At 66.5% G+C, this 18749-nt stretch carries 21 protein-coding genes and 2 tRNA genes; 14 read left to right on the top strand and 9 right to left on the bottom strand.

Going from position 1 to position 18749, the window contains the following annotated elements; translation table 11 throughout:
* Positions 1–36: 36 nt before the first annotated feature.
* Positions 37–1509 carry a DHH family phosphoesterase gene (locus P0D77_RS08965; RefSeq protein ID WP_277552650.1) on the bottom strand — a complete coding sequence of 491 codons (1473 nt, stop codon included), beginning with the start codon at positions 1507–1509 and terminating at the stop codon, positions 37–39.
* 110 nt (positions 1510–1619) lie between these two features.
* Here P0D77_RS08965 and P0D77_RS08960 point away from each other — a divergent pair.
* The 3 genes from P0D77_RS08960 (at position 1620) to P0D77_RS08950 (ending at position 4893) form a co-directional block, all read left to right on the top strand.
* Positions 1620–1693 (top strand) — tRNA-Lys (locus P0D77_RS08960).
* Between the two features lie 592 nt (positions 1694–2285).
* A complete protein-coding gene (locus P0D77_RS08955; RefSeq protein WP_277552648.1) occupies positions 2286–2645 on the top strand; it encodes an SHOCT domain-containing protein in 360 nt (119 codons plus the stop codon).
* 232 nt (positions 2646–2877) lie between these two features.
* Positions 2878–4893 (top strand): heavy metal translocating P-type ATPase, encoded by a 2016-nt coding sequence (locus tag P0D77_RS08950; RefSeq protein WP_277552644.1) that lies wholly within the window; start codon positions 2878–2880, stop codon positions 4891–4893.
* Between the two features lie 92 nt (positions 4894–4985).
* Here P0D77_RS08950 and P0D77_RS08945 read toward each other — a convergent pair whose 3' ends face one another.
* Positions 4986–5360, bottom strand: a complete 375-nt coding sequence (locus P0D77_RS08945; RefSeq protein ID WP_277552642.1) for a hypothetical protein — start codon at positions 5358–5360, stop codon at positions 4986–4988.
* Positions 5361–5436: 76 nt separating this feature from the next.
* The gene (locus tag P0D77_RS08940) at positions 5437–5880 is read right to left on the bottom strand and encodes an acyl-CoA thioesterase (protein WP_277552640.1); all 444 of its coding nucleotides are present in this window, start codon (positions 5878–5880) and stop codon (positions 5437–5439) included.
* Between the two features lie 80 nt (positions 5881–5960).
* On the opposite strand from P0D77_RS08940, the gene P0D77_RS08935 reads away from it, so the two are divergent.
* A complete protein-coding gene (locus P0D77_RS08935; RefSeq protein WP_432764794.1) occupies positions 5961–7256 on the top strand; it encodes an MFS transporter in 1296 nt (431 codons plus the stop codon).
* 30 nt (positions 7257–7286) lie between these two features.
* Here the strand turns inward: P0D77_RS08935 and P0D77_RS08930 are convergent, their stop codons facing one another.
* The 3 genes from P0D77_RS08930 to P0D77_RS08920 form a co-directional block, all read right to left on the bottom strand.
* Positions 7287–7793, bottom strand: a complete 507-nt coding sequence (locus tag P0D77_RS08930; protein ID WP_277552636.1) for a universal stress protein — start codon at positions 7791–7793, stop codon at positions 7287–7289.
* A gap of 61 nt (positions 7794–7854) precedes the next feature.
* Positions 7855–8082 carry a hypothetical protein gene (locus tag P0D77_RS08925; RefSeq protein ID WP_277552634.1) on the bottom strand — a complete coding sequence of 76 codons (228 nt, stop codon included), beginning with the start codon at positions 8080–8082 and terminating at the stop codon, positions 7855–7857.
* Positions 8083–8151: 69 nt separating this feature from the next.
* Entirely contained in the window at positions 8152–9351 is a 1200-nt protein-coding gene (locus P0D77_RS08920; RefSeq protein WP_277552633.1) for a pyridoxal-phosphate-dependent aminotransferase family protein, read from the bottom strand.
* A gap of 114 nt (positions 9352–9465) precedes the next feature.
* Between P0D77_RS08920 and P0D77_RS08915 the strand changes: the two genes are divergently transcribed.
* The 6 genes from P0D77_RS08915 to P0D77_RS08890 all read left to right on the top strand — a co-directional run bounded on the left by P0D77_RS08915 (position 9466) and on the right by P0D77_RS08890 (position 13643).
* Positions 9466–10326, top strand: coding sequence for an NOP5/NOP56 family protein (locus P0D77_RS08915; protein WP_277552632.1), 861 nt, complete (start codon positions 9466–9468; stop codon positions 10324–10326).
* Positions 10319–10999 carry a fibrillarin-like rRNA/tRNA 2'-O-methyltransferase gene (locus P0D77_RS08910; RefSeq protein WP_277552630.1) on the top strand — a complete coding sequence of 227 codons (681 nt, stop codon included), beginning with the start codon at positions 10319–10321 and terminating at the stop codon, positions 10997–10999. The genes P0D77_RS08915 and P0D77_RS08910 overlap by 8 nt, the downstream gene beginning before the upstream one ends.
* A 79-nt stretch (positions 11000–11078) precedes the next feature.
* Positions 11079–12197 (top strand): glutamate--cysteine ligase, encoded by a 1119-nt coding sequence (locus tag P0D77_RS08905; RefSeq protein WP_277552628.1) that lies wholly within the window; start codon positions 11079–11081, stop codon positions 12195–12197.
* A 100-nt stretch (positions 12198–12297) separates the two neighbouring features.
* A complete protein-coding gene (locus P0D77_RS08900) occupies positions 12298–12822 on the top strand; it encodes a helix-turn-helix domain-containing protein (protein WP_277552626.1) in 525 nt (174 codons plus the stop codon).
* A gap of 76 nt (positions 12823–12898) precedes the next feature.
* A complete protein-coding gene (locus P0D77_RS08895) occupies positions 12899–13396 on the top strand; it encodes a phosphopantetheine adenylyltransferase (protein ID WP_277552624.1) in 498 nt (165 codons plus the stop codon).
* 1 nt (position 13397) lies between these two features.
* Positions 13398–13643, top strand: a complete 246-nt coding sequence (locus tag P0D77_RS08890) for a hypothetical protein (RefSeq protein ID WP_277552623.1) — start codon at positions 13398–13400, stop codon at positions 13641–13643.
* 19 nt (positions 13644–13662) lie between these two features.
* On the opposite strand, the gene P0D77_RS08885 is transcribed toward P0D77_RS08890, so the two are convergent.
* Positions 13663–13971: a transcription initiation factor IIB family protein gene (locus P0D77_RS08885; protein ID WP_277552621.1), complete on the bottom strand. Its 309-nt coding sequence runs from the start codon at positions 13969–13971 to the stop codon at positions 13663–13665.
* Positions 13972–14054: 83 nt separating this feature from the next.
* Here P0D77_RS08885 and P0D77_RS08880 point away from each other — a divergent pair.
* Together P0D77_RS08880 and P0D77_RS08875 are read left to right on the top strand one after the other, a co-directional pair.
* Positions 14055–14139: transfer RNA gene (locus P0D77_RS08880), tRNA-Leu, on the top strand.
* Positions 14140–14429: 290 nt separating this feature from the next.
* A complete protein-coding gene (locus tag P0D77_RS08875; protein ID WP_277552619.1) occupies positions 14430–15578 on the top strand; it encodes a GNAT family N-acetyltransferase in 1149 nt (382 codons plus the stop codon).
* On the opposite strand, the gene P0D77_RS08870 is transcribed toward P0D77_RS08875, so the two are convergent.
* A complete protein-coding gene (locus P0D77_RS08870; RefSeq protein ID WP_277552618.1) occupies positions 15563–15922 on the bottom strand; it encodes a HalOD1 output domain-containing protein in 360 nt (119 codons plus the stop codon). The genes P0D77_RS08875 and P0D77_RS08870 overlap by 16 nt on opposite strands.
* A gap of 45 nt (positions 15923–15967) precedes the next feature.
* Positions 15968–16897 carry a bacterio-opsin activator domain-containing protein gene (locus P0D77_RS08865; protein ID WP_277552616.1) on the bottom strand — a complete coding sequence of 310 codons (930 nt, stop codon included), beginning with the start codon at positions 16895–16897 and terminating at the stop codon, positions 15968–15970.
* A gap of 142 nt (positions 16898–17039) precedes the next feature.
* Here P0D77_RS08865 and dacZ point away from each other — a divergent pair, with 142 nt between their 5' ends.
* Both dacZ and P0D77_RS08855 read left to right on the top strand, forming a co-directional pair.
* On the top strand, positions 17040–17852 hold the full coding sequence (dacZ, locus tag P0D77_RS08860) for a diadenylate cyclase DacZ (RefSeq protein WP_277552614.1): 813 nt from the start codon (positions 17040–17042) through the stop codon (positions 17850–17852).
* Between the two features lie 69 nt (positions 17853–17921).
* Complete coding sequence (locus tag P0D77_RS08855) at positions 17922–18713, top strand: mechanosensitive ion channel family protein (RefSeq protein ID WP_277555770.1); 792 nt, start codon at positions 17922–17924, stop codon at positions 18711–18713.
* The last annotated feature ends 36 nt before the right edge of the window (positions 18714–18749 follow it).

The following is an 18749-nucleotide window of genomic DNA, read 5'->3' as shown; positions in this document are numbered from 1 at the left end:
TGTCAGCGATGGTCGGCGTCGTTGCCTGACGCCCGTCTACGACCCGTTGCCCGACTCGCCCGACCCCGCGCCGGGCGAACTCTCGACGCCCATCGCGTCGAACAGTTTCTTCCTGACGGCCTCCTCCGAGAGTGCGAGCAGGGTGTCGCGGTTGGATTCAGTCGTCTCGATGCCCGTGAACAGGCCCAGCGGAATCTCAGCGCTCCCCTGCTTGGAGTGGCCGACCGCCTCGCCGACGTCCGAGAAGCCGTCGCGGAGGACGTTCCCGATGTTGATGCGGATGTCCTTCGAGCGGGCGGCGAGCGTGATGGTGTCGTCGGCGATGCCGAAGACGGCGGAGGTGGTGATGCCCTCCAGATTGAGCAGTTGTTGGGCCGCCTGCGCCAGCGCTTCGCGGTCACGGACGAACCCGGCGTTGGAGATGAGGTGACTGCCGTGGACCTCGCGGTTCTGGATGGCCTCCGCGAGGACGTCCAACGTCTCGGGGCTCATACTCGGCGACTCCACGTCCTCGAGGGTGTCGTGGTTGGCGAACGGGTGGAGGTACGCCGCTGCCGTCAGGTCCGCAGGGGTGGTGTCGCGCTTGAAGTCGACCGTCTCCGCACGGATGCCGTACAAAAGAGCGGTCGCAACCGTCTCGCCCGGTGAGAGGTCGAACTCCTGGAGGTACTTCGTGAGGATGGTCGAGGTGGCGGAGACGTTCTTGCGGATGTCGGTGAAGACGGCGTCGATGGGCGTCTCCGGTTCGTCGTGGTCGATGTACACGTCGACCTCGGCATCGATGTCGTTGCCGCCGGTGTCGGCGTAGTCGACGAGCGCCAGTGCGCCGTACTGCGAGAGGGGTTGGGCGTCGTCGCGTGCGTGCAGGTCGATACCCAGCGTGTTGACGAACGCGCGGTTCTCTTGGTGCCCGACTTCGCCGTCGTAGAGGATGTCCGCCTCAACGTCGAACTCGGCGGCGATAGCCTGCAATGCGACCGCCGCGGCGATGGAGTCGGGGTCGGGGTTGTCGTGCGCGAGGATGGCGAGTTTCCCCGTCGTGTCGCGGAGGATGTCCGCCAGTTGGCGGGCCTTGTACTCCAACTCGCCCGACTCCAGCGAGCGAAGCGCGGAGTCGGCGATGACCGTCGAGGGGTTGATGACGACGTCGGCACCCAAATCCGCGAGTTCGTCCTCGCTGACGGGGTCGGAGGCGCGGACGACGATGTACTGGTCGCTCCCGCGGTCGCGGATGGCGCGGACGGCCGCCTTGTTCGCGTCCACGTCCGACGAGAGTATGAGGATTACGTCGCGGTCGGCCACCGCCTCGACGACGTCGTCGTCTGCGATGTCCTGAATCTTCGCGTTGAGGTCTTGGTCGCGAAGCGCCTCCACGCGGGACTCGTCTTTGTCCAGGATCAACACGTCTTTCTCCTCTTCGGTCAACTCGTCGGCGACCGCGTGGCCGACGCTCCCGCACCCGAGAATCGCGTACGTCGACATCGAAGAGACGGTGACCCCGGTGCTCATATGAGAGAACGTCCGGCGGGCCGCCACTTAAGCGGTGATGTTCGTTCACGCCCACGCCGTCGGCGAAAACGGAAGGCATTTTAGCGTACCCCCGCTCGTATGGAACGCAAGGGCTTGTAGCTCAGTCAGGGAGAGCGACGGACTCTTAATCCGTCGGTCGGGGGTTCAACTCCCTCCAAGCCCGCTTTTCGAGGCGCACTGTACCGAGAACGGCGAGCGAAGCGAACCGTTCGAGGAACCGCGCCGACTGCCGGTCGTCCGAGGGCGTTGAAGCAGGGAGGTCGCACGCAGCGAACGGAGTGAGCGAGTACGTCCGACCGTGGTTCAACTCCCTCCAAGCCCGTATCTCTCGTGGCACAACAACGGTGAGCGACGCGTCCGCTGTCCATCCGTTGCGACCGTTCTACGGCCTGTTGCCTCGACTGGCCAGCATATCTGTGGCGTCGCAACCGGATGAGTGCCGTCCGCATACGGGGACGACTGCCGGAACCACATCCCTCTGTTTCCCTTTACACGATTTGGGTAGATGCCCGGATTCGCCTTCGATACAAAGGAGACTCGGCCGACAACAGAACGATCCAAGCCGAACGACCGGCCTGGCGAGCCAGCGACGGGTGTGAGATCGTCGAGGGCTGGACTCCGTCCAGCGATTGCTCCACCGCTGTGACGAGTTTGAAACTGTAAGGGAAAGTGACAAACGCTGGCCCACCGTATCTCTCTGTCGACAACCGGCCCCGAGACAGACGTCGCGGGCGACGGAGTCGTTCAGCACCACCATGACCCAGACCGATACACTCGTTCGACCACTCGTGATCGTCCTCGCCGCACTCGTCCTCCTCCCCCTGCTCAGTATGACGATGATGATGCCGATGATGGGGCTGTGGGGGTGGGGACACATGGGCGACGCCGGAATGTGGGGGCAGATGGGAACCACGGGGTCGTGGCTGTGGCTGGTCCTGTGGTTCGTTCCGCTCGCGCTCGTCGCCGTCGGCGGCTACGTCGTCTACAGGAGCCTCCGGCGTACTGAGGACGCACGGGACGCCGCGATCGAAGAACTCCGGCGAGCGTACGCCCGCGGAGACCTCTCGGACGAGGAGTTCGACCGCCGCCGAGAGCGACTCCAACGGACGGAGTGAGCGCGTGAACGACGACCACGGCTCGCATCGTCACGCGACCGACGAGGCGCCGACGCACGACGTGCCGACCGACCGAACTTGTCCAGGATGCCGTGTCTGCACCTGCTACGAGTCTGATATAGCGCGTGAGACGAGCGCCGCCGACACGACAGCCAACGACGATTCGGGTGGTAACCACGGCACGGACCACGATCACGCCCAGGGTCACGACCACGGCGGGGACCACGGCGCGATGGTCGACCACTCGGGACACGAGGCGATGTTCAAACGCCGGTTCCTCGTTTGTCTCCCGCTCGCGCTTCCCGTCCTCTACTACAGTACCACGTTGCAGGAGTGGCTCGGTTTCTCGGCGGTCGCCTTCCCCGGAAGCGAGTTCGTCGCGCCCGTCTTCGGCATCGTCGTGTTCGCGTACGGCGGCGTGCCGTTCCTTCGGATGGGAGCCGTCGAGGCCCGAAACCACGAGCCGGGGATGATGCTGCTCATCTCGTTGGCTATCGTCGTCGCGTTCGGCTACAGCGTCGCGGCCGTCGTCTTCGGGGTGGGTGAGCCGTTTTTCTGGGAACTCGTCACGCTCATCGTCATCTTCCTGCTCGGCCACTGGATCGAGATGCGCAGCGTCCGCCGCGCGTCGGGGGCACTCGACGAACTCGCCGCCCTTATGCCCGACACCGCCGAGCGGGTCGGTGAATCAGGCGAGACTGAGGAGGTCGCCGTCGCCGACCTCTCGGCCGGTGACGTCGTGCTCGTCCGACCGGGAGCGAACGTCCCAGCCGACGGCGTCGTCGAGGAGGGAACGTCGGCCGTCAACGAGGCGCTGATCACCGGCGAGTCGAAGCCGGTCGAGAAGTCGCCCGGAGCCGAGGTGATCGGTGGGACGACGAACCGGAGCGGGAGCCTCCGAGTCCGCGTGACTGCGACGGGTGAGGAGACGACGCTCTCCGGGATCGTGCGACTCGTCGAGGACGCACAGCGAAGCAAGTCCCGGACGCAACTCCTGGCCGACCGGGCCGCAGGCTGGCTCTTCTACGCGGCGCTCGGCGTTGCGGCGGTCACGGCCGTCGCGTGGACGCTCGCCGAGGGGTTCGGCTTCGCGGTCGTCGAGCGAGTCGTCACGGTGTTGGTCATCGCGTGTCCACACGCGCTTGGACTGGCCGTCCCGCTCGTCGTCGCGATCAACACGTCGCTGGCGGCACGCAACGGCATCCTCATCCGCGACCGGATCGCGATGGAGGAGGCGCGGACGCTCGACACGGTCGTCTTCGACAAGACGGGGACCTTGACGAAGGGGGAACAGGGCGTCGTCGACGTCGCGACGACGGACGGGTGGACCGACGCCGACGTCCTCGCGACGATGGCGGCCGTCGAGAGCGACTCCGAGCATATGATCGCGGAAGCCATCCGCGCGGAGGCGCAGTCGCGGGGCCTCGCTGTCCATACCGCACGGGAGTTCGAAGCGCTCGAGGGTCGTGGAGTGCGTGCCACCGTCGACGTCGACGCGGTTCCGATTCCCGACGAATCGTCCGAAGCGGAGGGCGCGACTGTCTACGTCGGCGGGCCGAACCTCCTCCGTCACCTCGGGATCGAAGCCGACGCTCCCCTCGCGGCCTTCGCCGAGACGGCAGGGTCTCGCGGACAGGGCGTGGTGTATCTCGTCTCCGGCCAAGCGACCGTCGGAGCGGTCGCCCTCGCCGACGTGGTCCGCGAGGAGAGCCGCGAGGCGGTCGACGCGCTCCACGCGATGGGCGTCGAGGTGGCGATGCTGACCGGTGACTCTGCAGACGTCGCCAGCGCCGTCGCGGCCGAACTCGGCATCGACACGTACTTCGCCGAGGTCTTGCCGGGTGACAAAGACGAGAAGATTGCCGAGTTGCAGGCGGGCGGGAGGTCGGTCGCGATGGTCGGCGACGGCGTCAACGACGCCCCCGCGTTGACCCGTGCGGACGTCGGCATCGCCATCGGCTCCGGGACTGACGTCGCCGTCGAGTCGGCGGACGTGGTCCTCGTCGACAACGACCCTCGCGACGTGGTGAGCCTCCTCCGGTTGAGTCGCGCCAGTTACCGGAAGATGCGGGAGAATCTCGTCTGGGCCGCCGGCTACAACGTGTTCGCGCTCCCGCTCGCAGCGGGCCTGCTCGCGCCGGTGGGCTTCGTACTCTCACCCGCTGTCGGCGCGGTGCTGATGTCGCTGAGCACGGTTATCGTCGCCGTTAACGCGCAACTGCTTCGCAGAGCCAAAATCGCCGTGTGAATGGACTCCCGGTTGTCTCGAACGGACGAGCCTCGGGGATGGCGTGGTCGGCTTCTCGGTGGCAGAGTGAACCGTCCTACCGCTCTACCACCCTACCGCCGTGCCGCTTCCAACGCCCGCACTCTGGTCGAGAGCGCCCGCACCGTCCCCATCACGTCTTCGGGGTCGTCCGGCCCACCGAGGAACGTCTGCTCGGTGGTAAACGAGAGCCACCCGTCGCGAGGTCCCCACACCTCGTGTTCGAATCGCAGGTCGCTCGACTCCGGACACACGTCGAGGTCTGTCTCGACGAACCCGCGGAAGAACGTCGAACAGCACCCGCCGTCGCCGACGATGGCGTCGCCGACGCCCGAGGACTCCTCACCGAGTGCCGACGGTGGCCCCGCGACGACGAGCGTGTACTCTCCGTGCGTCGAAGCGCAGACGACTTCTTCGGGGAGCACCTGCGGCGGGCGTGGCTCTGTCACTACCCTCACTTTGACCTCAGAATCATAAGCCTGCCGCCGTCGACACTTCACCCGGACGCGGTGACTGTACTGGCGACTACGACTCTGGCTCCGCGTCCAGTCCCGCCGCACGCAGTCGCTCGCCACGCTCCGTCTCCACCTCCACGTCGGGGACCGGCGTCGGCGAGCGGTCTTCATCGAGTGCGACGAACACGAACGTCGCCTCCGTCGTCTGCTCTCGCTCGCCGGTCTCGGGCGTCTCGCGGAACGCACGGAGACGGACGCGAACCGAGGTCCGACCCGTCGCGTACACCCACGATTCGATCACGCAGGTGTCACCGCGTGGGACCGGCCGCTCGAAGTCGAGGCGGTCGATGCTCGCGGTGACGCAGGGGTTGCCGGCGAGTCGCATCGCCGACATCGCACCCACCTCGTCCATCCACTTGGCGACGTTGCCCCCGTGGGCGGTGTCGTAGTTGTTAGTGTCGTCCGGCTGGACACGCTCGCGGTTCTCGATGTAGGTGTCGAGGACAGTTACCATACCGAGACGACACCGGGCGGACACAAAGTCACGGTGGTCACTCGGCGCTGGCGACGCACACGGCCGCGGTGCGCGACGCGATGCGACGGGCATTTGACGGACCCCTCGAAGCCGGACGTGTGACCGACTCCTCTGCATCGCGTCTCCAATTTTGGACGCTGTATCTCTCGCGGTTCGCGGGCGGGTTCGGGAGTATCGCCCTGATCATCGTCCTCCCGAAGATCGCCACGGATCTGGGTATCGACGGCGTCGCGTTCGGCCTGTTGTACACGGCGTACACGCTCGCACAGACCGCCGCCGTCGTCCCCCTGGCGTGGGCGGGCGATCGCTACGACAAACGCCTCGTTCTCCTCGGGACGCTCGCGGTCGGTATCGCGACGTACGGCGCGTTCAGCGTCGTCTCAGACAACGCCGGCTTGCTGGCGGTGCGGGGGATGCAGGGCATCGTCTTCACCGGGATGGGCCTGATGACGCTCGGCCTCGTCGGCGAACTCGCGACCAAACAGAGCCGTGCCAACCACATCGGGAAGGCCAACGCTGCGTCGTTCGCAGCGTCGATCATCGGCGGTCTCTCGGCGGGCTTCCTCTACGACTACTTCGGCGGGTCGCGTGAACTGTTTCTCCTCATCACCGGCCTCTACGTGATCACCTTCCTCGGTACCGCGCTTCTGCTGTCGGCCGACGAGACGACCGTGAAGGGCTTCCCGTTCACCGACCTCGCGCTGAACCGCCGTATCCTCACGCTCACCTCCTTCCGGGCGCAGTACTCCGTCGCTGTGATGATGGTTCGTAACTGGATCCCTGTGTTCGCGGGCTACGCGGCCGCCAGCGGCGGCCTCGCGATGCCGGCGTTCGCCGTCTCCGTCATCACCGTCTCCGAGAAATTCACGAATATGTTGCTCCAACCGTTCACAGGCAGACTCTCGGACGCTCGCGGACGCTCGCTGTTCGTGTTCGTCGGCGGCGGCGCGTACGGACTCGTCGCCGTCCTCGTCCCCTTCACGCCGATGGTCGGCGGAGCGCTCGGGCTCCCCGAGACGCTCCCACTGCTCGGTGCGGTGTCGGCGGCGTTCGTCCCGCTTCTCTTACTCAACGCGGGGCTCGGAATCGCCGACAGTTTCCGCGAACCAGCGAGTATGGCGCTGTTCGCCGACGAGGGCAGCGACGGCGACGGCGTCGCCTCCAGTTTCGGCATTCGCGAACTCGTGTGGCGGCCCGGGTCGGTCATCGCTCCTGTCGCGGCCGGGTGGCTGATGGGCAACGTCGGGATGGAGTGGGTGTTCTTCGTCGGCGGCGCGTTCGCCGTCCTCGGGGCGCTCACCTTCCTCGGCGTGTTGCGCCACTACCACGGCGCGGGCGCGCTCACCGAGTGGTAGCGGCGGATCGCGTCGCGGTCGCCGGACGGATCACTCGATCGGTTCGCCGCGTTCGTCGACCGGCGTCTTCACCACCAGCACCGGACGGTCGCTCGCGCGGACGACGCGTTCGGTCACGCTCCCCACGAGCATCCGGTACTCGTCGGGGCGTCGCTGACTCCCCGCGATGATGAGGTCGGCGTCTATCTCGTCGGCGACATCCAGAATCGTCTCCTCGGGGATGCCGTGGCGGAGGTGCGTCTCGACCGAGACGCCCTGTGCGTCGCCTCGCTCGCGCACGGCTTCGAGCGTCTCTTCCCCCAGGTCCTCGAAGCCGTACTCCGGTCCCTCGTGGCCGTCGACGTACTCGTCGCCCGAGTAGGTCGTGATCGCAGCCTCGTCGACGACGAACAGGGCGTGCACCGTCGCTTCCCGCGCCACCGCCACGTCGAGGTCGTCGAGCAACTGGGCGCGGTCGGCCGCCAGTTCCAGCGCGTGTTCGGTCGCTCGCATCGACGCGACACCGCCGTTCGTCGCCAGTAGAATGTCTTCGTACACGCCTGTACTGTTGGTTCGCCGATGTGAAAAAACAGTAGGCAGGTCGCCGATACCCGTCGCGTCAGGCGAACAGTTCCAGCAGTTGGAGGAGGATGCTCGGAATCGTGATGAGGAGCAGTCCGACGACCATTGCTATCGCCGGGAGCCACAGCAGGGTGGCTTCAGTGAACAGCCACAACCCGGCCCCCGCGAGGAGCACCAGGATACCGATCACCCGTAACAGCCAGATGACGGCCCCCTCCAGTTCCGAATCGGCGACCACTTCCGCCGCTTCGAGTACCTCGTCCATAGCAACGGCGACGTGGTCCCGCCGCCCACTTCGGTTTGGTGGCCGGGAGTGAGCACCCCTGTCTGACGCTTACAGTCGCGAGGCGGTCGTCTCGACGCCAGCGCCGACGTCGACGTCGGCACCGTGGTCGCGAAGCGTCTCGCCCAGCGCGGAGACGAGCAACGAGACGTTCGCGGGGCGTGCAGAGTGACCCATGCAGCCGATCCGGAAGATGTCGCCCTCGAGGTCGCCCAGGCCGGACGCGATTTCGAGGTCGTAGCCGTCGAGCAGATCCGAGATGACCGCGCCGTCGTCGACGCCCGCGGGGACGCGCACGGCGTTGAGGCTCGGCAGCCAGTAGTCGTCCTCGGGGTTGAGTTCCAGCCCCATCGCCTCGACGCCCGCCTTCAACGCACCTGCTGTCTCGCGGTGGCGCTGCCAGCGTGCCTCGATGCCTTCCTCGGCGACGAGTCGGAGCGCCTCTCGAAGCGCGTAGACGTTCGTGATCGGTGCGGTGTGGTGGTAGGCGCGTTCCTCGCCCCAGTATCCCTCCAGCAGCGAGAGGTCGAGATACCACGAGCGCGCGGGTTGCTCGCGAGAGAGCACCTTGTCCATCGCGCGGTCGTTGAGCGTGAGCGGCGACGCACCCGGCGGACACGAGAGACACTTCTGCGGTCCGGAGTAGGCGGCATCGACACCCCACTCGTCGACCTTCAGCGGGACGCCGCCGAGCGAGGTGACACAGTCGGCGATGACGTACGCGTCGTGCGCGTGGGCGATGTCGGTCAGTTCCGAGACGTTCGGTTGGCGAACGCCGGTCGACGTCTCGGCGTGGACGAACCCGAACACGTCTGGCTGGTGCTCGTCGAACGCCGCCTGCACGTCGACTGGGTCGAGCGGTTCGCCCCACGGAGCGTCGACTGTGACGACGTCGCCGCCCGCGCGGCGCGCCATCTCGGCCATCCGCCCGCCGAAGTAGCCGTTCGTCGGGACGAGCATCGTGTCGCCCGGTTCGACGAGGTTGCCGATGGCCGCCTCCATCGACGCCGACCCGGTTCCCGACACGGGGATGGTCCACTGGTTGTCGGTACGGAACGTGTACCGTAGGAGGTCTTGCGTCTCGTCCATAATCTCGATGAACGAGGGGTCGAGGTGGCCCACGAGGGGGGTGCTCATCGCGCGAAGCACGCGCGGGTGAACGTCACTCGGTCCCGGCCCCATCAGCGTCCGCGGCGGCGGCGTGAGTTCGCCCACGGACGGCGCTTCCTCGTCGAGTACCTGCTCTTGCATAGACGGGCGGACAGGCGGGGTGGTCATAGGGACGACGATATCGGCGCGATTGGAGGGGTACTTCGACGACCAGCGGTGAGAACGCTCATCAACGGTGGCCCGGAACGAGGTGGTATGACCACAGACGACGCCGAGTCGACGGCGTGGTTCGCCGGCGACGACGAGTCGCCGGTCGACCGCATCCGCGAAGGGTCGGCCGACGCGCCCGCCGACTGGCCCGCGCAGGCCGTCGAGGCCGGGTTCGCGGCCGACGAAGACGACTACTACGAGCGACTGCGCGAGGCGACCGTCGAGGCCGCCCGCGCGGCCGTCGACGAACGCGAACGCGCGGACGACAGGCAACTGCTGCACGCGGTCCGCGCGATGGACGACGCCGACCGCGTCGCGAACGAACTCGCCGAACGCGCCTCCGAGTGGGCGGGGACGCTGTTCCCCGACGCCGGAACCGGCGTCGAGGGCTGTCGCGCTGTCGCGGCCCGCGACCCCGAGGGACCGGCCGAGGAGCGAGTCGTCTCACTGGCCCGACGAGTCGTCGACCTCGACGACGAGTCCGACGAGTTGGAGGCGTTCATCGAGTCGCGCGCACCCGTGGTCGCACCCAACCTCTCGGCGCTCGCGGGGCCGGTGCTGGCGGCGCGACTCATCTCGCTTGCGGGTGGCCTCGAGACGCTCGCGAAGAAGCCCTCCGGCACCCTGCAGGTGCTGGGCGCGGAGGACGCCCTGTTCGCGCACCTGCGCGGCCACGGCTCCTCGCCGAAACACGGCGTCATCTACACCCACGAGTACGTCCGCGGCACCCGGCCCGAAGACCGCGGGTCTGCCTCGCGTGCGCTGGCCGGGAAACTGACTATCGCCGCGCGCATCGACCACTACTCCGGCGACTACCGGCCCGAACTGGAGGCGGAGTTGGAGGAACGGATGCGGACTATCCGTGCCCGTGCCGACGACGATGAGGGAGGTGCCGACGATGCGTGAGGCCGACCGCGAGGCGGGCGCGAACGGCGTTGCCGCAGACGGCGGCACGCTCCCGACGGGCGTCGAACGCCGCGAGGTTGACGGGCGCGAACGCCTGTGTACGCGCGGGACACCGGTGTACGGCGAACCGACGGACGGCGAGTGGCGCGTGTGGGACCCGAGTCGCTCGAAGGTCGGCGGGATGCTCGAACTCGGGATGGACACCGGCCTCGCGGCCGACCAGACCGTGTTGTACCTCGGTGCGGCCAACGGGACGACCGTCAGCCACGTCGCGGACGTCGCCGGGCCCACCTACGCCGTCGAGTTCTCGCCGCGTCCCGTGCGTGACCTCCTCGACGCCTGTGAGACGCGCCCGCGACTGTTCCCGCTGCTGAAAGACGCCCGCCGCCCGGAGACGTACGCGCACGTCGTCGAGGCCGACTGCGACCTCCTCGTGCAAGACGTGGCGACTCGCGGGCAGGCGACCGTCGCCGCCCGCAACGCGCAGTTCCTCGCGGACGACGGCCGACTCGTGATGGCGATCAAGGCCCGCTCGGAGGACGTGTCGGCGGCCCCGGACGCCGTCTTCGACGAGGTACTGAGTGACCTCCGCGAGACGTACGAGATACTGGCGACGCAGCGACTCGACCGCTTCCACGAGGACCACCTCGGCGTCGTCGCGACGCCCCGGTAACTGGCCGACTGCTGACAACGCTGACACGACCCCACCGCTTTCCCGAGGTATTTACCGACCCCCGACGAAGCCGTCGCCGATGGACACGGGTTCGGCCGCCGCATTCGACCGGATGGGTACGCTGGGCGTCGAAGAGGAGTTCTACGTCGTCGACAAGGACGGTCGCCCCACCGCCGGTAGCGACGAACTCGTCTACGGCGACCGCGAGCCACCAGAACCGCTCGCGGGACGCATCGACCACGAACTGTTCAAGTTCGTCGTCGAGTCGCAGACGCCGCTCATCGAGTCTCCGGGGTCGGTGCGCGACCACGTCGTCGCGGTTCGAGAGGCACTCGTCGACCACGCCGCGTCGTACGACCTGCAGGTGGCGGGTGCGGGACTCCACCCGGCGGCGGTGTGGCGCGAACTCGACCACGCGGAGAAGCCCCGCTACCGCTCGCAGTTGGACCGTATCCAGTACCCGCAGCATCGAAACACGACCGCCGGCCTGCACGTCCACGTCGGCGTCGACGACGCCGATAAGGCGACGTGGATAGCGAACGAACTGCGGTGGTGTCTGCCGCCGATGCTGGCGCTGTCTGCGAACTCGCCGTTCTGGAACGGCTTCGACACGGGGATGGAGTCCGCCCGCGCCAAGATATTCGAGAACCTCCCGAACACCGGGATTCCTGGGAAGTTCGAGGACTTCGACGCGTACCGCGAGTTCGAGCGCCGGATGGTCGAGCACGGCTCGATCGAGGACCGCGGCGAACTGTGGTTCGACGTGCGCCCCCACACTGGCCACGGCACCGTCGAGGTGCGCACGCCCGACGGCCAGTCCGACCCGGACGTGGTGTGTGCGTTCGTCGAGTGGGTGCACGCGCTCGTGATCGACTTGGCCGAACGCTACGAGGACGAGGCCGACCCCGACGCCGGTACGACCCCCGCGTCGACGGAGTCGCTCCGACGGGAACTCCTCGACGAGAACAAGTGGCGAGCGATGCGCCACGGCCACGACGCCGACTTCGTCGACCGCGACGGCGAGTCGGTCGTCGACCTCGCGACGGCGGTCGAACGCGACTGCGACCGACTCGGCATCGAGGGGCCGCGCTTCCTCCTCGACCGCGAACCTGGCTCGACCCGGCAGCGACGCATCCGCGATCGTGAGGGGTTGGACGCGCTCTGTCGGGACCTCCTGCTCGACGAACACGGAGCCTAGCGGCCCTGCCGGTCCGTCGAAACCGCTCGACTGCAGGCACAGAACCCGGAACCAGCGACGGTATTTTTACTGAGGAGTTCTGACCACCGAAATAGGACATATGGCTCCAGATGACCCCACTGAAGACGGTGTGGACTCGGACCGCATCGGCCAGGAGTCGACTCGGGCAGACCTCACGGAGGCCGCAGAGCGGTTGGAAGAGGAGGCGAGCGAGTTCACACAGGAGGTGGACGAGCGAATCGTCGACCTGCTCTCGTGGCTGTTGGACACGGAGACGCGGGCACGCATCTACGTCTATCTGCGTAAACACCCCGCGTCGACGAGCGAGGAGGTCGCAGACGGCACCGGACTGTACCCGAGTACGGTCCGCGAGGCGCTGGCGGAACTCCACGGCGAGGAGATGGTCACCCGCACCAAACGGGAGGCGTCGGGCGCGGGCAACAACCCTTACGAGTACGAGGCCATCGAACCCGCCAATCTCGTACAGGGAGCCATCGGCGACGTCCAAGACCAGTTGAACACCGTGTTCAACCTCGACGCGCAGTTGAGCGGCGACGGCGGGACGGACACCGACGAACCGGTTCGCATCTCCGTGGAGACGGCGTTCGACGAGGACGACAGGTAAGTCGTCGAGCGTCGACGACGAGAGAATCGACACCTGGTAACGTCGCTTTTACTACCCGGGGCCTCTACCGGCGGGTATGAACGTCGCGCTGGGTGGGACATTCGATCCGGTCCACGACGGCCATCGTGCGCTCTTCGAGCGTGCGTTCGAACTCGGGGACCTCACCGTCGGCCTCACCTCCGACGAGTTGGCCCCCGCCACGCGCCACACGGATCGGTACGTCCGCCCGTTCGACGAGCGAAAGCGCGACCTCGAGGAAGAGTTAGCGCCGCTCGCGGCCAAACACGACCGCGAGTACGAGGTTAGAGAACTCACCAAACCGACCGGTATCGCGATCGAACCCGGCTTCGACGCGCTCATCGTCTCGCCGGAGACGCAGTCGGGCGGCGAACGCGTCAACGAGATTCGTGAGCAGAAGGGCCTCCCGAGCCTCCGCATCGAGGTCGTCGACCACGTCCCTGCGGAGGACGGCGACCGCATCTCCTCGACCCGGATCGTCAAAGGCGAAATCGACCGCCACGGGAACCTCACGCCCGACCGCGAGGGACGCGGGACGACGCCGCCCACGGAGTGAGATGGGCGTCGACGGCGACCACAGCGCTGCGACGGGACTGGTCGGGTGGCTGGCGCGCCGGTCGCGGGCGACGCAACTGCTTCTCGTCGGCGTCGTCACGCTGTTGCTCGGCTATCAAGCGATCCGCGTCGCGGGCCGCGACCCGGGAAGCCTCCTCGCGTACGTCGGTGGAGCGCTGTTCGTGAGCGGCCAGCTCGTCGGCTTCGCAGGGCTGGCGCTGCTCGCGTATCGCCTCGTGACAGAGTGAGTGTCGGTCGTCTCCGTGGCTACCACGTCGGCGGACGGAATCCAGCGTCCTCGAGGACGGCTTTCCAGTGCTGTTGCACCGACAGTCGAGTGACGTCCATCGCCTCGGCGACGGCAGTCTGCGGGCGTTCGTCGCCGGCGATGAGTGCGCCCGCGTACAGCGCCGCCGCCGCCATCGCGGGCTTCGATCGGTCGGACTCGGGGACACCCGACAAGAACAGATCGGTCGCGTTCGAGCGCGCCTCCGCCGACAACTCCAGCGACTCTGCGGCCTGCTGGAGTCGCGCAAGCCACTCCTCGTTTTGCACTTCGTCGCTGGCGCGGTACACGGATACTCGTCGGCCGTCGCCGGTGATAAACGCTCGCCCCGGTCCGACAGGTACTTACGGAAAATCGCGGAAGGTAGTGGCGAGCGCGGGTAGCCAAGCCAGGCCAACGGCGCAGCGCTTAGGACGCTGTCCCATAGGGGTCCGCCGGTTCGAATCCGGTCCCGCGCAGTGAGAGACGCGAGCGTCAGTGAACGTCGCTGAACGACGAACAGAGAGCGGAGCGACCCACGAGTGGAGTCGCATCCGAGCCTTCCGTCTCCCGCGAGACCCTGCCGTGTGTGTCTTCACACGGTCGTTTTCCAACTGTGACGAGCCTCGCCAACTGTTAGTCACTGTGATACCACTCTCGTCTTGCAGTTATCTCACACGACTAGTGGATAGACTGAGACCAGACTAGTCGTTTATTCGACACGTTAGGGCGTTTGTTACAAGGGTAGTTTCCAGATACGTACCGACAAATGCAATCGGCGAACCAGTCTCCCCAACAGCATCGTCGCGAGGCCGAGCAACCCACTGTTCGCCCGTTCGAACCTGCCGACAGAGGCGGGTTCCTCGACCTCTACGAAGACGTCTGGGGGACGCGGAAGGACGCCGCGTGGTTCGACTGGCGGTTCGGAGACAACCCCTACGTTGACGACGTCCCCGGCGTCGTCGTCGAACAGGACGGCGCCATCGTCGGCGCGGAACCGTGTCTCGTGTTCCGACTCGCCGCGGGCGAGGAGACGGTCCTGGCGTACCAGCCGGCGGACTGGATGGTTCACTCGGAGTACAGGCGGCAGGGACTGTTCAGCCGGATGACGGAGGCACTCCTCGAACGGTACGACGAGAACGGCCCCGACCTGTACTTCAACTTCCCGTCGGAGGCCATCCTGCCCGGGCTCGAATCGTTCGGCTGGCAGGTGCTCGGCAGAATGCCGGCGTACTATCGGATTCAGGACGCCTCGGCGCTCGTCGGCGCCACCTCCGCGTCCGGCGCGACGGCGACACTCCAACGCGCACTCGGGTACACCGGGTCACCGCTGCTGAAGGGATTCCTGTCGCTTCGCAACGGATCTGCCGCCGACTCGTGGACGGTCAGCCGACACGAGCAGATTCCGGTCGAGACGCTCATCGAGTTGTATCAGCGGTCGGTTCCCGAGCAGATTCACGTGCGCCGAGACGCCGCGTTCTACGGGTGGCGGTTCGAGAATCCGCGCTGGGAGACGACGACGTACGTCGCTGACCGCGACGGCGACGCGGTTGCTGCGGTCGTCGTCGCACGCGAGTCGGGCGACCTAGAGAAGGTGTCTGTGTTGGACGTGCTTCCGGTCGACGGGTCTGCGCCCGAGGAGAGCTACGAAGCGTTGCTCTCGGCGGTCGTTTCGGACGCGTCAGACGTCGACGTGATAAAATGCGGTGCCGAGACGATGCCGGAGTCTGTGCTCCGCGGGCTGGGATTCCGTGCAGACGACACGTTCCCGCTGTCGTACGTCTCGAAGTCGACGACGTCGGTCGTTCGGCCGGCGAGCGGTGACGTGGAGGCAGCAGGGACGTGGGAACTCGCCGGACAGGACGTCACCGACCCCGAATCCTGGCGGATCCAGCTAGGTGATCAGGACGTCTGCTGATCGCGTATCGCACGCACGATTATCTCGCCGCTTCCGGATATCTCGATCTCACAGCCCGCGTAGTGAAACCGCACGAGGGTCGATCCGGACGCAGCGTCCGTTACGAGCGTCTCCAGCGCTTCCGGATTGATCGCGTTGTGAAGCGGTTCGATATCCAGCATCGTCTGCTCGGTGACGACACAGACCGCCTCGACGATGGCGTACGCCATCGGCTCGGGGTGGGCTGCTCGTCGTATTACACGATACGAATCCGCAGTCGGTTCGTATTCGATGCTGTCGACAGCATCGAACTCAGTCGTCGCGGGGATAGAGACTTTCCCCAGTCGCTCTCGGCTCTCATCCATACTGAATACCTCCCCACGATGAGTATAAGTATGCGCTCTGACCCGTCAGAGTGCGTCTTCTGCTGTCGCGGAGAACAAGTGGTCGACGACGGCGAGTTCCGCGCGCCTGAGGTGGTGATTGAACGTCTGTCGGGTGACACCGAGTGACTCCGCAATCTCCGCGCCGGTGCTCTCTCTGGGAACTGAGAAGTAGCCGCCGTGGTACGCCGCTTCCAGCGACGCCCGTTGTTGCTCGGAGAGTGCGTCGGTGACGATGTCGCGGATGAGTCGCGGCGTGTACGCCACTCGCTGGCGAACCAACTCCGCGTCGGGGACCGCCTCGACGACGGCATCGGTCACCGCACGCACGTTCGCCGTCCCGGGAACGGTCCCGACGAAGTGGACCTCGTTGTCGACGAGTTCCGCACGCGTGACCGACCCGTCGAACCGCGCGAACAACTCCGAGACGCGATCCGACTCCAGTCGAACCTCGACGCGGGTGACGTCTCCCCCGGTGGAGAGCAACCGCGCGCGGGTCACACCGTCGATGGCCCGGAGCGTCTCCAGACACGACGACGCGGAGACGCCGTGGACGGTGTAGTAGTGGAGCACCCCGTCTCGAAGTGTGACGACCGAGTCAACGCTCGCGTGAACTGTCGGTTGCGCCGAGTCTCTCTCGTCGTCTGTCCACTCGCGGTCGAATAGACCGAGAAACGGCGACGCGAGCGCTCGTGACCGATACCCCAACTCCAGCATTCGCTCGCTTCCGACCGTCGTCGCTCTCGGAACCGGTGCCCACCAGATTCGACTTCCGGCGGGCGACTTCTTGCTCTCAAGCAGTCCAGCGTCGGCCGCCGCGTCGAGTTTCGCGTACGCCACACCGCGGGAGACGCCAAGCGCCATTGCCACCTCGACAGTCGACATCGGCTCTGTCGTTTCGACGGTGTCGAACGCGTCGAGTACCGTCGAGATTGCGTTCCCTCCCTGAACCTCCATCACCGGACGGATGGAACGTCTGTAAGTAGCCATTTCGTCCAGATTGTGAACGCGTTCGTCCCGACTAGATTCACCACCGATCGCAAGACAATCGTATGACGATGCCGCAAACGATATGAACGCGCCGCGAAACGTTTGACCAATGACTACCTCGGCCGACCTCCTCACCGACCTTGTCGCGGACGTCGACGAGGTGTTCCTGTTCTCGCCCACCGGTTCGACGTACGACGACTTCCGAGAAGTCGACGACGAACCCGTCGTCGTGGTCGCCCCCGAAGACGACCACGACGCCGAACGGTACGTCGAACTCCCCTTGGAGTTCGACAACGTCCGCGACCGCATCCGGTTCGGCATCGAAGGTGCGATGGACCACGGCTTCTGTGCGGAAGGCGACGTGGTGGCGTGCGCCGTCGGCGTGTTCGGCGACCCCATCGACGGCGTCATCCGAACGCCGGTCACGGAGTCGATGCACTCGGGCATCTACGACCTGTTCGCCAACTCCCGAGCGGACCCGAACGTCGTCCGCGACGTGTTCGAGGTCGCCATCGAACTCGGGAAGAAGGGACAGAAGGGCAAGCCCGTCGGGGCGTTGTTCGTCGTCGGCGACGCGGGGAAGGTGATGAACAAGTCGCGCCCGCTGAGTTACAACCCCTTCGAGAAGAGCCACGTCCACGTCGGCGACCCCATCGTGAACGTGATGCTCAAGGAGTTCTCGCGACTCGACGGCGCGTTCGTCATCTCCGACTCCGGAAAGATCGTCTCGGCGTACCGCTACCTCGAACCGGGCGCAGAGGGCGTCGACATTCCGAAGGGACTCGGCGCACGGCACATGGCCGGCGGCGCGATCACGCGCGACACCAACGCCATCGCCATCGTCCTCTCGGAGTCGGACGGTCTCGTTCGGGCGTTCAAGGGCGGGTCACTCGTCCTCGAACTCGACCCGGAGGAGTACTGACGGATGTCCCCCGCCCTCCTCTCGCAGGCCGGTCAGCACGCGCCGTCGCTCGTAACCGTCCAGGTTCCAATGCAAACACCGACCGACACCATCTGGTCGGCGCTGACGAGCCTTCCGGCACGAATCTGGCTCGCGTTCGGCGTCCTACTGCTCGGCCTCGTCCTCGGCTATCTCGTCGTGCAGGTGAACCGACGCCTCCTCAAGGGTGCGGGCGTCCCCGAGACCATCGAGGGGACCGCCTTCGAGCGGACGGCCCGCGAGTTCGGCACGTCGACCGTCTCGCTGGTCGCGAACCTCTCGGGGTACTTCATCTTCATCCTGAGCGTCATCGTGGCGCTCACTATCGCGCAGGTCCGCTACATCTCGACGTTCTGGAATCGGGCCGCAGAACTCCTCCCCGCGCTGTTTCTCGCTGTCTTCGTCCTCATCGTCGGTCTCGTCGTCGGCGATAAGGTCGAACTCCTGATCAACGACCGCCTGCGCGGCGTGAAACTCCCGCAGGCGGGCGTCGTCCCGATGCTCGCGAAGTGGTCGGTCATCTTCGTCGCCGCCCTCGTCGCACTCGGGCAGGTCGGCGTCGACACCGTCGCACTCGTCGTCCTCTTGGGAACGTACGGGTTCGCGCTGGTGCTGTTCAGCGCACTCGCGTTCCGTGACTTGCTCGCCTCGGGTGCCGCCGGCTTCTACCTCCTGTTGCAGGAACCGTACAGCATCGGCGACCGCGTCCGCATCGGCGACACCGACGGCGTCGTCCAAGAGGTGAACGTGTTCGTCACGCACGTCGAGAGCGACGGCGCAGAGTACGTCGTCCCGAACCGACGAGCGTTCACCGAGGGCATCGTCCGCATCCGCGACCAGTAACTAGCACTCAGTAGGCGGCAGTTCGTTTCGCGGCCG

This window comes from Halobaculum limi, from assembly GCF_029490015.1.
GTDB classification, from domain to species: domain Archaea; phylum Halobacteriota; class Halobacteria; order Halobacteriales; family Haloferacaceae; genus Halobaculum; species Halobaculum limi.
This window is presented reverse-complemented; position numbering and strand designations above follow the sequence as displayed.

Excerpts from the sequence above, each read along its gene's own strand:
- P0D77_RS08905 (WP_277552628.1), top strand. The coding sequence starts at position 11,079 with ATGGACACGGGTTCGGCCGCCGCATTCGACCGGATGGGTACGCTGGGC.
- P0D77_RS08890 (WP_277552623.1), top strand. The coding sequence starts at position 13,398 with ATGGGCGTCGACGGCGACCACAGCGCTGCGACGGGACTGGTCGGGTGG.
- P0D77_RS08920 (WP_277552633.1), bottom strand. The coding sequence starts at position 9,351 with ATGCAAGAGCAGGTACTCGACGAGGAAGCGCCGTCCGTGGGCGAACTC.
- P0D77_RS08895 (WP_277552624.1), top strand. The coding sequence starts at position 12,899 with ATGAACGTCGCGCTGGGTGGGACATTCGATCCGGTCCACGACGGCCAT.
- P0D77_RS08865 (WP_277552616.1), bottom strand. The coding sequence starts at position 16,897 with ATGGAGGTTCAGGGAGGGAACGCAATCTCGACGGTACTCGACGCGTTC.
- dacZ (WP_277552614.1), top strand. The coding sequence starts at position 17,040 with ATGACTACCTCGGCCGACCTCCTCACCGACCTTGTCGCGGACGTCGAC.
- P0D77_RS08855 (WP_277555770.1), top strand. The coding sequence starts at position 17,922 with ATGCAAACACCGACCGACACCATCTGGTCGGCGCTGACGAGCCTTCCG.
- P0D77_RS08965 (WP_277552650.1), bottom strand. The coding sequence starts at position 1,509 with ATGAGCACCGGGGTCACCGTCTCTTCGATGTCGACGTACGCGATTCTC.
- P0D77_RS08925 (WP_277552634.1), bottom strand. The coding sequence starts at position 8,082 with ATGGACGAGGTACTCGAAGCGGCGGAAGTGGTCGCCGATTCGGAACTG.
- P0D77_RS08950 (WP_277552644.1), top strand. The coding sequence starts at position 2,878 with ATGGTCGACCACTCGGGACACGAGGCGATGTTCAAACGCCGGTTCCTC.
- P0D77_RS08915 (WP_277552632.1), top strand. The coding sequence starts at position 9,466 with ATGACCACAGACGACGCCGAGTCGACGGCGTGGTTCGCCGGCGACGAC.
- P0D77_RS08875 (WP_277552619.1), top strand. The coding sequence starts at position 14,430 with ATGCAATCGGCGAACCAGTCTCCCCAACAGCATCGTCGCGAGGCCGAG.
- P0D77_RS08870 (WP_277552618.1), bottom strand. The coding sequence starts at position 15,922 with ATGGATGAGAGCCGAGAGCGACTGGGGAAAGTCTCTATCCCCGCGACG.
- P0D77_RS08940 (WP_277552640.1), bottom strand. The coding sequence starts at position 5,880 with ATGGTAACTGTCCTCGACACCTACATCGAGAACCGCGAGCGTGTCCAG.
- P0D77_RS08955 (WP_277552648.1), top strand. The coding sequence starts at position 2,286 with ATGACCCAGACCGATACACTCGTTCGACCACTCGTGATCGTCCTCGCC.
- P0D77_RS08935 (WP_432764794.1), top strand. The coding sequence starts at position 5,961 with ATGCGACGGGCATTTGACGGACCCCTCGAAGCCGGACGTGTGACCGAC.
- P0D77_RS08910 (WP_277552630.1), top strand. The coding sequence starts at position 10,319 with ATGCGTGAGGCCGACCGCGAGGCGGGCGCGAACGGCGTTGCCGCAGAC.
- P0D77_RS08900 (WP_277552626.1), top strand. The coding sequence starts at position 12,298 with ATGGCTCCAGATGACCCCACTGAAGACGGTGTGGACTCGGACCGCATC.